The organism is Xanthomonas citri pv. citri (genome assembly GCF_000961215.1).
In the GTDB taxonomy this organism is placed as follows: domain Bacteria; phylum Pseudomonadota; class Gammaproteobacteria; order Xanthomonadales; family Xanthomonadaceae; genus Xanthomonas; species Xanthomonas cissicola.
Map to the genome: position 1 here is coordinate 2625632 of NZ_CP008998.1, position 14776 is coordinate 2640407.

Sequence of the window (14776 nt, forward strand, 5' to 3'; positions counted from 1 at the left end):
CCAAACCCATCGTTGGCTTGCCGTTTGATCGCCTAGCTTGCACGTCTGTGGATCCTACTTTCAAACCAGCGCCGAACCCGGCATCGCCAGCGGGAGCATCACTGCACTCTAGCCTCACTCCTATTGCGGCGCTCAAAGTTCAGAACATGCTCTAGTTACGCAGGCTTGAAATGCCGGCCTGCCAACGAAAGCGCATCACCGCAATCCCGTTTGTTGCCTGACCAGAGGAACACATTCCCGCATCGTCCGGCCATCCAAATGCCGGGATGCACTGAATGCCGCCTCCTATCCTGCCCGAGCCCCGCAGCCTTGGCCCTACCGCCACCCTCCTCGCTCTGGCCTTGCTGAGCGGCTGTACCGGTGCGCCGCTGGCGAGGCACATGGCGGCGCCGGCCGCATCGCCCGCTTCCGGCGTCAGCACCGCACCGTCGTTCCCCGCGGTGCCCGTTGTCCGGCAGGGACGCTACACGCTCGTGGAGATCGCCCCCATCGAGGGACAGCGCGACCTGCTGATGCAGACGATCGATATAACGCTACCCACCTCGGACCACGCCACCGTGCAAGACGGGCTGCAGTATCTCCTTCGGCAATCGGGCTACAGGCTGTGCCCGGCCGATGCCGACAGCGCCGTTCTGTACGCGTTGCCTCTGCCCGCGGCCCACGTGCACCTGGGACCGACCACGCTCCTCACGGCCCTTCTGGCGATGTCGGGCAACGCTTGGATTCTCGATGTAGACGAAGCCCATCGAGAGGTCTGCTTCCGCCGCGCCGAGTCGGTCGGCGCTGCCACCGCGACGCCAAGCACTCACCCGCCCGATGCGCGGATGCCGCCGATCAACGCTGCGCCCCGCCATTCGCCCTCGGAGAAGCTGCCATGATTTCCCTCCCACCGGGCGGACGCCCCCGCATGCGCTGGCCTTTGGTCGCCGGGACGGTGGCCGTCCTGGCGCTCGGGATCACGACGGCATTCAACACGGCCCGGCTCTCGCGCATGGAGCAGGAAACGCAGAGCGCCAACCTCGATGCGGAAATGCAGACCTTGGGGGACAGCTTGGCGCAGCTGCGCGGTGCGTTCGAGGCGGCGCAGCATCGACCGCCGTTCGTGAGCGAAGCGGCGTTCTCGGCGGCGCAGCAGGCCATCGGCGAACGCATCACGCGCCTGGAACAAGCCCAGGCCGGGGCGGCCAAAACCGAAGAGCTGACCGCGCTGGCCGCGCGCACCGACGCACTGCAGTCGCAGATGGCGGCACGCCCGTCCGCGGTCCGCAAGCCCCGCGCATCGGACGCATCGGTCCCGGAGCCCCTTCCGCCGAGCCCTCCGCCGTTCGCGCTCCTCGGCACCGAACTGCGGGGGGGCGTGCCCTTCCTGGCGATCGTGCCCACGAACGGTGCGTCGCCCGCCGAAGTCCGGCTCCTGCGCGAGGGCGACCAGGAACGCGGATGGCGGCTGGAGGCGATCGAGCGGGACACCGCGCAGTTCACCGTGGGCGAGCAGGTGCGCCGCCTGCCGCTGCGCTCGCGGTAGGCCGGCATGCGAGCGCCCGGCCCATCCCGCACGTCCCGCTTTGTCCTGCTGCTGGCCGGATCGGTGTGCACGCTGGGTGCAAGCCTGCCAGTCCATGCCCAGGCACTTCGAGGTGAGACCCGCATCGTCGAGAGCGAAGCACGCACAACCACGGACAAACGGGACAATGAGGCACGCGCCCGCGAGTGGAATCTGCGCGCCGAGGACTGGTCCCGCTATCGCACGCTCATGCAGGGTCCGCTCGGCACGTATTCGCCGAACCTCGATCCGCTGACCGCGCTGGGCATTGAAGCGCGCAGCGACGAGGAACGCCGCCGCTTCGCCGAGCTGCAGGTGCAAGCCGAGGCACGGCGTGTCCAGAAGACCCTGGACTATCAGCGCGCGTACGACGCGGCGTGGCAGCGCCTGCATCCGGACCTGCAGCGCGTGGCCCTGCCGGGCGGCCAGGCGGGTGGCGACGTACGCGGCGGCACCGGTGCGGCGGAGCCTGGACGGCTCGCGGTTTTCGTGAAGGAAGGCTGCGTTGCCTGCGACCAGCGGGTGCAACAGCTCCAGTCGGCCGGCACCGCCATGGATGTGTACGTGGTCGGCAGCCGCGGCGACGATAAACGCATCCGCCGCTGGGCACGGCAGGCGGCCATCGAACCCGCGAAGGTGCAGGCCAAAGCCATCACGCTCAACCACGATGGTGGACGCTGGCTCTCGCTGGGCGTGTCCGGTGAGCTGCCCGCGGTCGTGCGCGAGGTCGGCGGCCAATGGCAGCGCCAGTGAAGCCGCCGCGCGGCCCGCTGCTCGGGTCCGGCTTGGCGATCGCGGCGCTCGCAGCCACCTGCACCGCCGGCACCGCCTGGGGCCAGGAAACACCGCCGCCGGCCTACCAGATCGCGGCGGCGCAGGCCGGGGTGCCCTCCGCCGTGCTGTACGCGGTCGCGCTGCAGGAAAGCGGTACGCGGCTGCGGGGCCGGCAGATTCCCTGGCCCTGGACGCTCAACGTGGCGGGAGCTCCGCAACGCCACGCCACACGTGCCGATGCCTGCCTCGCACTGCGCCGGGCCCTGCGGGGCACGCCCGCGCAGCGCATCGACGTCGGGCTGGGCCAGATCAACGCCGGCTACCACGCGCATCGGGTAGCGCAGCCCTGCGCGCTGTTGGACCCGTACCGCAATCTGGCCATCGCCGCGGAGATACTGCGCGAGCAGCACACGCCCGGCGAGGACTGGATCACGGCGATCGGGCGCTACCACCGACCCGCCGGCGGCCCGCCCGCCACGCGTTACCGCGGCAGTGTGCAACGCCATCTTGCGCGCGTGCTGGGCCATCCACAGGCGACAGCCACATTGAACGGACATCGAGGCTCCCAGCCATGAACACCCGCGCATTCCACCACTGGGCCTGCGCGACCCTGCTCGCCGCGGTCTGCCTGTCCGCCGCCGCCTCGCGTGCGCAGACCGCCCCGCCCGGTCCGCCGCCGATCACCGCGCTGATCGTGGTCGAAGACCGTGGAGGCGTCCCCGCGCAGCCCTACTACGACGAATTGGGACTGCCGCCGCGGCGTCCGGTTAGCGGCATGCCGCCCGCATCCACGCCCTCTTCCCCGACGGGCCACGGGGAGGCTGCGCTGCTGCCCGCGCGTTCCACCCTGCTCTCACCCGGTCCCGTCGATGCCCGCCCGCTCGACGCGCCGGGCCTCCAGCCTTTCTTCCTGGTCGGCGACGATCCACGCTCGCGCGCGTGGCTGCGTCAGCGCCACGGCATGCTGCGCGGCCTGCAAGCCGCCGGGCTGGTGGTGAATGTGGAGTCGCCGCAGGCGCTGGATGCGCTGCGCGCCCTCGCCCCCGGTCTGGCGCTGTCGCCCGCATCCGGGGACGACCTGGCACGCCGCCTGGGCCTTCGCCACTATCCGGCCCTGCTGACGGCCACTGGCATCGAGCAGTGACATGGCACAGGCACACGCGATGGAGGTGCTGCTGCGCCCCGCGGTGGAGCTGTACACCGTGGCGGTCTGTACGGCGGCCGCGCTCGCCTGCGTGGCGGCACCGTGGGCGCTGGCGCTGAATCCGCAGCTGGGGCTCGCGAGCGCACTCGCCTTCGCGGTCTTCGGCGGGGTCAGGCTCCGACAGGCGTACGCGATCCTGCGCTACCGCCGCAACATCCGCCGCCTGCCGCGCTACGTGATGACCAGCCGCGATGTTCCCGTCAGCCAGCAACGGCTGTTCCTGGGCAGGGGCTTCCGCTGGGACCAGCGCCACACGCATCGGCTCATGCAGACCTACCGGCCGGAGTTCCGCCGCTACGTGGAGCCGACACCGCTGTACCGGTTCGCGCGGCGCTACGAGGAGCGCCTGGAGTTCGCCCCGCCGCCATTCTCGGGGCTAGCGCGCTGGACGGCGTGGGACCATCCGCTGAACCCGGTGCGCCCCTTGCCACCCGTGGGCGGCCTGCCCCATCTGCACGGCATCGAGCCCGAAGAGATGGACGTCACCCTGCCGCTGGGCGAACGGGTCGGCCACACGCTGGTGCTCGGCACCACGCGGGTCGGCAAGACCCGGCTGGCCGAACTGTTCATCACGCAGGACATCCGCCGCCGCGCGGCGGATGGCGGGCACGAGGTGGTGATCGTGTTCGATCCGAAGGGGGATGCGGACCTGCTCAAGCGGATGTACGTGGAAGCACGCCGCGCGGGACGCGAGAGCGAGTTCTACGTGTTCCATCTGGGCTGGCCGGACCTGAGCGCGCACTACAACGCCATCGGCCGCTTCGGCCGCATCTCCGAAGTCGCCACCCGCATCGCGGGGCAACTGTCCGGGGAAGGCAACAGCGCCGCTTTCCGTGAGTTCGCGTGGCGGTTCGTCAACATCATCGCCCGCGCGCTCGTGGAACTGGGGCAGCGACCGGACTACCTGCTGATCCAGCGGCACGTCATCAACATCGATGCGCTGTTCATGGAGTATGCGGCGCAGTTCTTCGCGAAGACCGAACCCAAGGCCTGGGAGGTCATCGTCCAGCTCGAAGGCCGGCTCAACGACAAGAACATCCCGCGCAACATGATCGGCCGCGAGAAGCGCGTGATCGCGATCGAGCAGTACCTCTCGCAGGTCCGCGTCTACGACCCGGTGCTCGACGGCCTGCGAAGCGCCGTGCGCTACGACCGGACGTACTTCGACAAGATCGTCGCGAGCCTGCTGCCGCTGCTGGAGAAGCTCACCACGGGCAAGGTCGCCCAGTTGCTGGCGCCGAATTACTCGGACCTCGCCGATCCGCGGCCGATCTTCGACTGGATGCAGATCATCCGCAAACGCGCGATCGTGTACGTGGGACTGGACGCGCTCTCAGATGCGGAGGTGGCGGCCGCCGTGGGCAACTCGATGTTCTCGGACCTGGTCTCGGTCGCGGGGCACATCTACAAGTTCGGCGTGGACGACGGCCTGCCGGGTGCGAATGCGAATTCCAAGGTGCCCATCAACGTCCATGCCGACGAGTTCAACGAGCTCATGGGCGATGAATTCATTCCCATGGTCAACAAGGGCGGCGGTGCCGGCGTCCAGGTCACGGCGTACACCCAGACGCTCTCCGATATCGAGGCGCGCATCGGCAATCGCGCGAAGGCGGGACAGGTCGTGGGGAATTTCAACAACCTGGTCATGCTGCGGGTGCGAGAGACGGCCACGGCCGAGCTGCTGACGCGCCAGTTGCCCAAGGTCGAGGTGTTCGCGACCTCGGTGATGAGCGGCGCCACGGACAGCTCCGATCCCACGGGCAACACCGCGTTTACCTCGAACACCCAGGACCGCATCGCCAGTACCAGCGTGCTGATGATCGAGCCCGCGCACGTAGTGGCGTTGCCGAAGGGCCAGGCCTTCGCGCTGATGGAAGGTGGCAACCTCTGGAAGGTGCGCATGCCGCTGCCCGCGCCCGATCCCGACGAGGCCATGCCGCGCGATCTGCAGGAGCTCGCTGCCGGCATGCGGTTGCACTACGTCGAGGCGGGCGCATGGTGGGATGGACAGATCGCGCCAGGGCTGCAGGACGCAACCTTGCCCGACGATCTACTGGCAGGTTTCGCGCCGCCGGAGGACGCAGGCGGAAACCCTGGAGCTGCGGCGCCATGAGCGATGTCGCCGCTACCGCGCAACGCCAGCAGGTCCGCCAGCAGGGACTGATCCTGGGTCTCGTCACCTTGCCCTTCCGTTGCTTCGGTGTGCTGTGCGGTTCGCTGTTCCTCTGCATCGTGATCGAATGCATCGGGATGGCCCTCTTTTGGCCGGACCAGGGCTGGCGCCATGCGCAGGCGATGCTGGGCCACGAGTTGGACCAGTTGTCTGACTACTTCGTTCGCAGCGCTCTGGTGCAGGAGCCGGGACGCACAGCGCACCAGTGGATCCAGCACGCCTACGAATGGGCGTTCGTGCGCAGCGGGCTGCTGGAGTGGATGCAGGATGCGTCGCGCCAGGCGCGCGCGGGTGCCTCCGGCCGCCCATGGAGCCTGCCGCAGGTCCTGGCCACGGTATCCATGCATGCCGAGGGTTACCTCATCGCCGCGGCCTACACCGTGCTGCTGTTCCTGGTGCGGCTGCTGATGCTATGCCTGACCTTGCCGCTTTTTGCCCTGGCCGCGTTTGTGGGACTCGTGGATGGTTTGGTTCGCCGAGACATCCGGCGTTTCGGAGCGGGACGCGAATCGGGATTCCTGTACCACCGGGCAAGGGCCAGCCTGGTGCCGCTGGCGGTGCTGCCCTGGGTGACCTACCTGGCGTTGCCGGTCAGGGTGCATCCAGTGGTCATCCTGCTTCCCAGTGCGGTACTGCTTGGGGTGGCTGTGGATATCGCGGCTGGCAGCTTCAAAAAATACCTGTGATTGTCAGCATTCTTTCCAAGGGGACACCGAATGGTCTTCGACGCAGATGTTAGATCAATCTCAATACGGCTGCGTCCCGAGCATTCCCTGCACGCTAAAGCCCTTCTTGAGAGGCTACTTTGCAGCGGTACCGTCGTCGCCTTCGGTGCCTCCAACGTCTGCATCGAATGCGAAACCCGACACCCGAGTTCGATGAGTGACCTGCTCAGACCTGCCCTAGTATTCACGCAGCCGAAATGAAAGCTCGCCAGTTGATTGGGCCGTTACGGCTGGGTGTTGATTTCCATCTGGAACTGACCCAGTAGCCACCAGGACAAAGCCCGCCGGGTCCAACCAGGCTTTGCGGGCGGGCCGATGTAGGCCTGGGCCTGCTGCACGGTTACGTCGCGATGAAGCCACGGTCGCGCCAGCGGTCGGCGACAAAGTCCTCGAAGTTGTAGCCCTCGCCGAGTTCCAGTCTGTCGGCATGGTCGCAGACGATGATTTGCGGCTTGTTGCCGACCTCCTGTGCCGTGTCATCACAGAACTTGGCCAGAACGGTGAACATCTTGGCGACGGTATTCAAGTCGTCATCGGCCGTCGAGATGCGTGTGTGCGTGTCCAAAGGCGAGTTCGCGGCGCGTGTCGCGGGCTCGTCCGCAGTCTCTTCGGACTGCGGGCTGCCGGGCACGCTGGCGGATGTGTCGTCCTGGTTCGCGCGCAATTGGGCTGCATTGAATTCCTTGCCGTAATCGGCGGAGGGGAAGTAGACCTGCGTCGGTTGGTCGAGAAACAGCACGGGCGGCAGCTTGCAGTCAGCGTAGGCCGCAAACTGGTAGTGCAGCGACAAGAACAGCGTCAGGTGCGAATACAGCCAGTTCGCTCCACTGCCCATCGACCGCAGGAAGACTTTCTTCTCCGGCGCACCGTTTACCCCCGGTGTCTCATGCCATAGGTCGAAGGAATCGATGTCGAACTTCAGGGATCCATTCTTATAGGAGTCCTCGAAGTCGAAATGTGTGCCGATGATCTCCAGGCTCCGGTTGATGTCGCGTTGCAAGGCCAGCAGCCGGGGCGCGACATCGAGCAAAGCCTTCTTCGATTTCAGGTCCGCCACCCGGTCATGGAGCAACTTCACCAACTCCGTAGTTTCCGTGGGCGGACTATCGATGCGGCGCTCAATGGCAAGTTCTAGCTTGATCTTGGCTTTCTGCGCTGCCGCATCGACAGACTTCGAGCGCTGCAGGCGGTCGGCTTCCTGGTCCAGTGGACGCAGTGTGCTTTCGACCTGCCGCAAGGCCTGGCGCGCCTTCTTGAGTTGCTCGTCAATGTCCCGACGCTCCTGGCCAAAGCCCTCGCGGGCATAGGCCGAGACCTTCAGCTCACCGTTGAGCCAGTGGATGGCCGCCGAGAGTCTGTTGGCCTCATCTTCGGCGGCTTCCGAGGGTGACGCACAGACCGGGCACACGGCATGGTCCAGATGGGTCGCCTTCGGGATGGGCAGATCCGTCATGGCTCCGGCGAATCCCTCGACTTGCTGTGTCGAGACGTCAAGCAGGTAGCGCGTGTTCAGGGCCTTCTGGATCTCGGCCATGATCTCGGCCTTGCGTGTGCGCAATTCCTTGCGGATCGCGTCGAAGGTATCGGACTGCCCATCGACCGTGACGGCGATGCCGGTCAAGCGTTCGAGGGCCTGCGCCGGCCGCATCCAGATTTCTTCGGCGCTCAACTCTGTCAGCGGCGTTCCCGCCAGGGCATGGAACTCCCGCAGGTAGCCCGCCATCTCTCCGATGCCGGCCGATTTGATCTGCTCCTGCTTAGGGATGACGGCCAGCGCACGTTTGAGCTCGGTTTCTGCTTCGGCGAGTTCCTTGGCCAGGTCGAAATAGTCCTCGCCCACGATCCCCATGAAGATCTTGAAGTGATCAATAGCCTGTTCGCGCTTTCGCTTTTCGTCGAAGCGGTAAAAGATCGCATGCCGGTTGGCCACCAGGTTTTGATGCTGGAGCATGAACGAGGCAAAACTGCGGATGGAGCGCGTCGGGCTTTTCTGACGCATGAGCTGCTTCTGCAGCGGGTCGGTGTCGATGTCGTCCATGGTGACGCCGAAGTAGCGCCCCAGGCTCTTGGAGAATTCGATCCGGCTAAGCTGGTATTGCGCGATGAAGAAGTTGTCCACGTCCTTGACGTAGGCCAGCACATGCTTGGCCTGCTCGCCACTGACTTCTCGCAGGAAACATTGGTTGGCGTTGCATGCTCTTCGGCCTGCGACCACAGCCATCCCGGAAAAGCGCCATACGGTAAAGAATATCTTCGCCCGCTGGGTGATGATGCCTTGCGGAATTGTATCTTCAGAACTGCCCATGCAGTAATCGAAGATGTCGAGAATGGCACTTTTGCCCTTTGAAGATTTACCGGTAATGATATTCAAGCCTTGCTTGAATTTCACACTGTGCGTCTCATTTTCCTGGTCTATCACGCCGATATATCGGACATAGCATTTCATAGCGACTTCAATCCCAGCATTCTATAAATGGTCACGACACTTTCATTTCTGAATACCATGGCGAGTTGACGCGCACAACGCAGCATCTTGGGGGCTGCATTCTCTGACTGTCGGTTTTCACTGGCGAGAACCGACAGGTCGTCGTTGAGTTGGAGGCTTTCATCCGAGCGCAGTATCACCAGCGCCTTGTTGGTGATGGGCTTATATTCCGAGATGCGAAGCTCCAAGCCGACCAAACGGGAAGAGTCGGATGTCATGGTCCGGATCGAACTGGTTCGATTGGCGGTATGCAAATACTCCTGCATCGCGGGAAAGGACACCAAGGGCAGGACTAAATAGCTCAACAGGATGTCTTTCTCCATTGGCTCCCAGTTCAGGTAGAAGCTCTGGATCACTGGCGCGAGCGCAAAGGCGTTGCGATGCAAGGTATAGAGATGATCGGCGGCGGTATTCATCATTCCCAGAGTTTCCAGTGAAATTCTTCGTCCTTTCTTTTGGGATTCTCGTCTGCCAGCATGTGATAAATGCCATTGCGAAATTCCGGCATGGTGTTGGCCATGGCACAAAAAGGTTCCGTCGAAGCTCTCAGACGTGCCAGGTAGAACCTGAGTGACGCCTTCTTGAGGGCCGCGACGTCCTGCAAGCCGTCGCAATCCAGAATGGCCGCTTCTCGCTCCACAAAATGGTTACTGCGGTGGTTGTGGAGATAAAGGTCAAGAGAGGGCTTGATGGGAATCTGATCCTTGAGGAGCCCGGAGATCGTGTCCTGCGCAAACAGGCGGTGCAGGGCCGCGTGCTTGAGATATTTTTCGCCCTCGATCTCTAGGATTTTCCTGGCGAAGAGCATGGGCCTGATTGCGTCGAGATCGACCTTTTCTTCTAGCGGCCGAAGATCTCTCAAAGGGAACTCTGCCGGATGCTTCATGCACGAGGAGTTCAGAGCAGTCAGCTTGGCGGTGAACGCTTCGTGGGTGATCTTCCAGCCGTTCAGGACGAGTTCGGTGCTGAACATAAAGCCTAGCAGGTCATCCAGGTACTGTTGCTGCAGCGACGGTCGTATGGCTTTGAGGTAGCGGGTCTTGTAGCTGTCGATGCGCTCAGGCAGGGCGTCTTCGTCCGGGATGATGAGCATGCGTTCCAGCACTTCCATCAGCGCCGCGCGGCTCCCGGACGCTAGCACCTCCTGCTGTAGTGCCCGCGCCTTGGACGGCTTGCGGGCCGTAGTTTCAGCAGATTGGACGGCCTCGTCCTGCGGCTCGGGTGGCTCATCCATTTGCGTCTGCGGTGCGCCAGCCCCGTCGCTGCCGATCTCCTGCATTCGCTCAAGCCGCTGCACAGCGGTCAGGATGTTCCAGTCCTTGAGGCGGCTCTGGGCGCCGAACTCCTGAGTCGTCAGGAGCACCAGAGACTTGTAGCTGCTGCGGTCAAACCGCTCATGCAGCCAGTTCCGGATCGTGTTCCAGAAGTTCTGATGGCTGTCGGTCAGCTTGTCGCCATAGTGCTTAACTTCGATCTGCGTCTTGCCCGGCACAGTGACATCGCCCATGGCTTCAATCCATAGGCACTCTCCGGGCATGAGGTAGTGGCACTGTTCTACGGCCACGAGCAACTGGTACTGCAGCGCTACGAAAAGTACAGTTGCATCGACGGGCAGAGCTTGCGTATCAGTCTGCAGCTGTTTGGACGGAGGTGGCATGGGCGGTGTCGGCTGCAACTCGAAGTCTCCTGTTTCCTCTGTCTCTGGCTGCTGGGTTGATAGGCATGCCCGCAGTCACCATCCGGCGCGGCTGCATAGGTCAGGAAACGGCCAGTGCTGCCATTGACTTTTGACATGTAAATAGACTGTATCGGAATGCTTGGGCTGTTGACCACGCTGTCTGCATCAGGTTTTCAGATAAGAGTAGCGAGCCCGGTTGCTCTCAAGTGTCTGCTCTTTCTGGCAGCCGTCATTCATTGGAAAGCGGCCGACTAGCGGCTCACAGCCTGCATCAGCCTTCAGATTCACGATCCTGAAGATCCGGCAGACAATCGGAGAAGTCGGGCTGAATCCTGGACATCGCACTGGCGATCAGGGAGTTGCCGGTTAGCACCGCCAACAGCATCCCGGTCATCGTCACCAAACCGTTCGAATTTCGCAGGATCTGCAGTGCCAGTGGCAGCGGAAACCCTTCCTCAAAACGCCGCAGCGGATGAATTCCGCCATGGACGAACGAGTTCATGGCCGACCAGGTCACGTCCTTGAAGTGCGCGAGCATCTCGTAGGCGCTCGCAGGGATCCCCTCCCCTGGGCCTCCGATGCTCTTTCGCAGCCCCTCCAGCATCTCGTTCACGCCGGGCAGGTTCTTGGCGGCCTTCTCGCTGTCCAAGGTAAGGGGCGACAACAGCTTGACGATCGTTGCCTCAGGAGCCGCATACAGCAGCCATGCCGCTCGCATCAGCGCTTCGAACTGGATCCGCATGAGACCCACGGCCGAATTGGCGAGCGCGAGTGCGATGAGGGAGCGAAGGCCCTGGGCGTGCTCCATGGCCACGAAACACATGCCTGTCGCCACCTGGGATCGGGGAGCACCATGGAAGCCCTCCTTGCCCAGGAGCTCCAGGATGCGCTCATGCATCTGATCGGAACGTGCAAGCGTTCGCGCGATATCCAAGGAGTCACCAGGCTGTACGGAGGCAGTAACCATCCAAGGATGGTAGGGCCAGCCCAACTTCGACAGCAATGCCACTGGCTCAGGAGTCGGCATCTGGCTGCATTCGCAGATCGGAGGCGAGGCCTTGAAGAGAAGGCCGCCAAGTGCGTGGCGGCCTGGGACTTCCCGACATTTTCCGAAGGCCGTCACAGTTGCCGGTGCCACCCGGCGCGATGGCAGGCACGCCTCGCTTACCATCTGCGCCCATAAAGGGGGAGCGAGCGTGGAAGTTACAAGTAAACCGGGACGGCCGGAGGCTCTGCCGACCGTGTCTATCAAGGAATCTTGGCGGGACGTGTGGTTTTGCTTGCGCAAGCCGTTGAGCCTGGAGATTTCCGCCAAAGCCGCGTCGATGGCAGGGCTGGAAGTTCGGTACTGGCAGTTGTCGGCGGTGCAGGATCGGGCGCCGTCGTGGTTCCTGCCGCGTTGGCTGGATCGCGGGCACGTCGTTCTGACCTACCGATCCGGCAAGGAAGAATACCAACGGTCCTTCGTCCTGCGTGGTGCAGCCCGCGCGCAAGCTCGCAAGGACATCCTGCAGCGCGCCCACCGGGAATTGACACGCGCGCTCGATGCGGCCGACCGGGCACTGGTCCCGATTCGATCCGACATCGAGCGCACATACCGGTCGGACCGCTACGTGCGGCATTCTCAGGCAGCGCGGATCACAAGCAACCATGCGGACATGGCTCGGAAGGTAGCGCCAGTCCTGGATGCGCTTCACCGGCACCCATTGCTTGCGCCGAGTGATAGGGAGTTGGCCCGGTCGTTGAAGGACGAACTGGCCGACCTCGCCAAGCGGGTCAACAAACCCGAAGCATCGCGCACGGAGCACAACGAGCAGTATCTCGCGTACCAGATCGAGGCCGAGGCCGATTACTTCAATGCGGTCGAAAGCAGCCCCCTGACCCCGGAGCAGACCGCAGCAGCACTGGTCTTCGAGGATGCGACGCTGGTGGTTGCCGCCGCGGGTTCGGGCAAGAGCTCGTGCATCGTCGGCAAGATCGGCTTCGCGCTCAAGTCCGGTCTGTTCCAGGACCACGAGATCCTCGCGCTGGCCTACAACAAGAAAGCCGCCAAAAGCCTGGATGAGCGGCTGTCCAAGAAGCTCTCGAAGGCCATCGGGCGGAAGGTCGCGGTGGCATCTAAAACCTTCCATTCTTTCGGTCTGTCCGTGATGGTCGAGGCCAATGGGGAAGGCATCCGTCCGCGCGTACTGAAGGAAGAGGCGGGGGAAGAAGGACGTTTCCTGCGCACGGTCATCGACCGGTTGAAGGATGAGGATCTCCCTTTTCAGCAGGCACTCGCCGATTGGCTCCTTTTCGCGCCCTTCGAGGACCCCAGTCCGTCCGGCATTGCTGGCAATCTGGAGGACTGCGAGAAGCGCTACGAAGAATGCTGCCGGCAGCGCATCAAGGCGAAGAGAGAAGAAGGAAAGAAGAGCTACGAACCCACCATTCCCACGCTGGACCCTGCGATCCACGTACGCTCCCTGGAAGAGCGCAGCATCGTGAACTGGCTGTTCCTGCGCGGCATTCCCGTCGGGTATGAAACGCCCGACTGGGACGGAGCCAAACTCCTCGGACTCGGCGTGTCCGAATCGACGAAGAGGCAGCGCCCTTACAAGCCGGACTTCACCTACTGCCAGACCCAGCAATTGAGCAATGGAACCCAGCGCGAGGTACGCGTCATCCACGAGCATTTCGCGCTCGACGGCAACGGCCGGGCACCGGCATGGATGGGCGGTGCCGAGTACGAGGCACAGGCCCGCAGCAAGCGTGCGATGTTCAAGAAGCGGGTGGCCGGCGGCCATCGCAACGGCAAGCCCGTAGTCTTTTTCGAGACCACCTCGGCACAGATGCGTGACGGCACGCTGTGGAACCATCTGGAGCACTCGCTCAAGGCGGCGGGTATCGCGGTGGGTCCACGCTCCCAGGACGTGTACCGCCGGGCCATCGCCAGCTTCGGGCCGATCGAAGGACTCGAGCAGCTCATCATGGACTTCGTGCTGCGCTTCAAGGACTCGGGCCTCACGGAAGGGGAGGTCTTGCAGGAAGCAAAGCAGCAACCCAACTCGTGGCGCGCACTACTCTTCCTGAAGGTGGCTTTCCCCGTGTTCCACGCCTACCAGCAGGCGTTGCGGGATGCAGGCAAGATCGACTACGCCGACATGCTGCGCGAAGCCCTGGCCGCACTGCGCGATGGCCGCGTCAAGACGCCGTACCGATTCGTGCTGGTGGACGAATTCCAGGACATCGCACGTCTGCGCGCGGACCTGGTGAAGTCCGTCCTGGACCAAGCGCCCTACGAATCGATCGTCTTCTGCGTGGGCGACGACTGGCAGACGATCAATCGGTTCTCCGGTTCCGACGTCGGCATCTTCAAGAACATCGGAAACCACTTCGGGCGCCACGAACGCCAGTTGATGCTGTCGCGCACGTTCCGCTGCTCCAGCGGGATCGCCACGCTGGCCCGCGAGTTGGTGCTGAAGAACGACAACCAGTTCGACAAGCCAGTGCAGGCGAGGCCGGACCGACTTTCCCACTGTGTGCGCGTGGTTCTCCACAAGCCCGGCGCCGAGCACCGGATGCCGGCGCTGGAGACGCAGTTGGCAGCATTGATCGAGACCGGTAAGGACCTCGGCATCGCGCTGCCGTCCGTGCAGATCCTCGCCCGCACGACCGTCAAAACGACGGCGCCGCTGGGCTTGGATTCAAAGGATGCGATCAATGCGCTGAAAGCCAGGTACACCGGCCAGTTGGAGGTGGAGGTCATGAGCCTGCATGGCTCCAAAGGGCTCGAGGCGGATTTCGTGGTGCTGGTGGGATTCGATTCCGGGTTCAGGGGTTTCCCGGACGAGCGCGCGCCGGAGCCGCTACTGGACCTCGTCTTGCCCAAACTCTCCCACGAGAACGAAGAAGAACGCCGCTTGCTCTATGTGGGCCTTACGCGGGCCAAACACCAGGTGATCGTCCTGGCCAACGGGGATGCACCGAGCGAATACGTCCTGGAACTATCAGCGCTCTCGGAGCACCACGCCTTCATCGACTGGATCAACCTGGGCGCCCAACGCACAGATTGCCCACGGTGCAAGGTTGGATCGCTACAGCCGCCTCGCAACAGTGAGCTCAAACTCGTCTGCTCCCGCTCGGCGCGATGCGGCTATCGAGGCCAGATCCCCCGGCGTCAGGCGCCGACGGTCAACTCCTGAAGGGTGGCGA

General features: G+C 63.7%; 12 protein-coding genes. 8 read left to right on the plus strand and 4 right to left on the minus strand.

Annotated features, from left to right (window positions below; all coding sequences use genetic code 11):
• The first annotated feature begins 275 nt into the window (after positions 1-275).
• Genes pilL2 through AMD14_RS11930 form a run of 7 tightly spaced genes read left to right on the plus strand, consistent with a single transcriptional unit; the run spans position 276 to position 6380 of the window.
• Positions 276-878: a PFGI-1 class ICE element type IV pilus protein PilL2 gene (gene pilL2 / locus AMD14_RS11900; RefSeq protein WP_011051460.1), complete on the plus strand. Its 603-nt coding sequence runs from the start codon at positions 276-278 to the stop codon at positions 876-878.
• On the plus strand, positions 875-1525 hold the full coding sequence (locus AMD14_RS11905; protein WP_040146965.1) for a hypothetical protein: 651 nt from the start codon (positions 875-877) through the stop codon (positions 1523-1525). The genes pilL2 and AMD14_RS11905 overlap by 4 nt, the downstream gene beginning before the upstream one ends.
• 6 nt (positions 1526-1531) lie before the next feature.
• The gene (locus tag AMD14_RS11910) at positions 1532-2296 is read left to right on the plus strand and encodes a TIGR03759 family integrating conjugative element protein (protein ID WP_011051462.1); all 765 of its coding nucleotides are present in this window, start codon (positions 1532-1534) and stop codon (positions 2294-2296) included.
• The gene (locus tag AMD14_RS11915; RefSeq protein ID WP_011051463.1) at positions 2281-2892 is read left to right on the plus strand and encodes a transglycosylase SLT domain-containing protein; all 612 of its coding nucleotides are present in this window, start codon (positions 2281-2283) and stop codon (positions 2890-2892) included. The genes AMD14_RS11910 and AMD14_RS11915 overlap by 16 nt, the downstream gene beginning before the upstream one ends.
• Positions 2889-3461, plus strand: a complete 573-nt coding sequence (locus AMD14_RS11920; protein ID WP_011051464.1) for an integrating conjugative element protein — start codon at positions 2889-2891, stop codon at positions 3459-3461. The genes AMD14_RS11915 and AMD14_RS11920 overlap by 4 nt, the downstream gene beginning before the upstream one ends.
• A 1-nt stretch (position 3462) precedes the next feature.
• Positions 3463-5634: a type IV conjugative transfer system coupling protein TraD gene (gene traD / locus AMD14_RS11925; protein WP_015463249.1), complete on the plus strand. Its 2172-nt coding sequence runs from the start codon at positions 3463-3465 to the stop codon at positions 5632-5634.
• Positions 5631-6380: a TIGR03747 family integrating conjugative element membrane protein gene (locus AMD14_RS11930; RefSeq protein ID WP_011051467.1), complete on the plus strand. Its 750-nt coding sequence runs from the start codon at positions 5631-5633 to the stop codon at positions 6378-6380. Before traD ends, AMD14_RS11930 begins: the two co-directional genes overlap by 4 nt.
• A gap of 379 nt (positions 6381-6759) precedes the next feature.
• On the opposite strand, the gene AMD14_RS11935 is transcribed toward AMD14_RS11930, so the two are convergent.
• The 4 genes from AMD14_RS11935 to AMD14_RS11950 form a co-directional block, all read right to left on the minus strand.
• Entirely contained in the window at positions 6760-8865 is a 2106-nt protein-coding gene (locus tag AMD14_RS11935) for a DUF3732 domain-containing protein (protein ID WP_011051468.1), read from the minus strand.
• Positions 8862-9320, minus strand: a complete 459-nt coding sequence (locus AMD14_RS11940; protein ID WP_223293121.1) for a three component ABC system middle component — start codon at positions 9318-9320, stop codon at positions 8862-8864. Before AMD14_RS11940 ends, AMD14_RS11935 begins: the two co-directional genes overlap by 4 nt.
• Entirely contained in the window at positions 9320-10561 is a 1242-nt protein-coding gene (locus AMD14_RS11945) for a hypothetical protein (protein ID WP_015463251.1), read from the minus strand. The genes AMD14_RS11940 and AMD14_RS11945 overlap by 1 nt, the downstream gene beginning before the upstream one ends.
• A 292-nt stretch (positions 10562-10853) precedes the next feature.
• Complete coding sequence (locus AMD14_RS11950; protein ID WP_040107764.1) at positions 10854-11516, minus strand: DUF6988 family protein; 663 nt, start codon at positions 11514-11516, stop codon at positions 10854-10856.
• A 307-nt stretch (positions 11517-11823) separates the two neighbouring features.
• Between AMD14_RS11950 and AMD14_RS11955 the strand changes: the two genes are divergently transcribed.
• Positions 11824-14766, plus strand: a complete 2943-nt coding sequence (locus AMD14_RS11955) for a UvrD-helicase domain-containing protein (RefSeq protein ID WP_125459526.1) — start codon at positions 11824-11826, stop codon at positions 14764-14766.
• Positions 14767-14776: the final 10 nt, after the last annotated feature.

What these genes read in the sequence shown, in the direction of transcription:
- AMD14_RS11910 (WP_011051462.1), top strand. Translation starts at nt 1,532, where the DNA reads ATGCGAGCGCCCGGCCCATCCCGCACGTCCCGCTTTGTCCTGCTGCTG.
- pilL2 (WP_011051460.1), top strand. Translation starts at nt 276, where the DNA reads ATGCCGCCTCCTATCCTGCCCGAGCCCCGCAGCCTTGGCCCTACCGCC.
- AMD14_RS11915 (WP_011051463.1), top strand. Translation starts at nt 2,281, where the DNA reads ATGGCAGCGCCAGTGAAGCCGCCGCGCGGCCCGCTGCTCGGGTCCGGC.
- AMD14_RS11940 (WP_223293121.1), bottom strand. Translation starts at nt 9,320, where the DNA reads ATGAATACCGCCGCCGATCATCTCTATACCTTGCATCGCAACGCCTTT.
- AMD14_RS11935 (WP_011051468.1), bottom strand. Translation starts at nt 8,865, where the DNA reads ATGAAATGCTATGTCCGATATATCGGCGTGATAGACCAGGAAAATGAG.
- AMD14_RS11945 (WP_015463251.1), bottom strand. Translation starts at nt 10,561, where the DNA reads ATGCCACCTCCGTCCAAACAGCTGCAGACTGATACGCAAGCTCTGCCC.
- AMD14_RS11930 (WP_011051467.1), top strand. Translation starts at nt 5,631, where the DNA reads ATGAGCGATGTCGCCGCTACCGCGCAACGCCAGCAGGTCCGCCAGCAG.
- AMD14_RS11905 (WP_040146965.1), top strand. Translation starts at nt 875, where the DNA reads ATGATTTCCCTCCCACCGGGCGGACGCCCCCGCATGCGCTGGCCTTTG.
- traD (WP_015463249.1), top strand. Translation starts at nt 3,463, where the DNA reads ATGGCACAGGCACACGCGATGGAGGTGCTGCTGCGCCCCGCGGTGGAG.
- AMD14_RS11920 (WP_011051464.1), top strand. Translation starts at nt 2,889, where the DNA reads ATGAACACCCGCGCATTCCACCACTGGGCCTGCGCGACCCTGCTCGCC.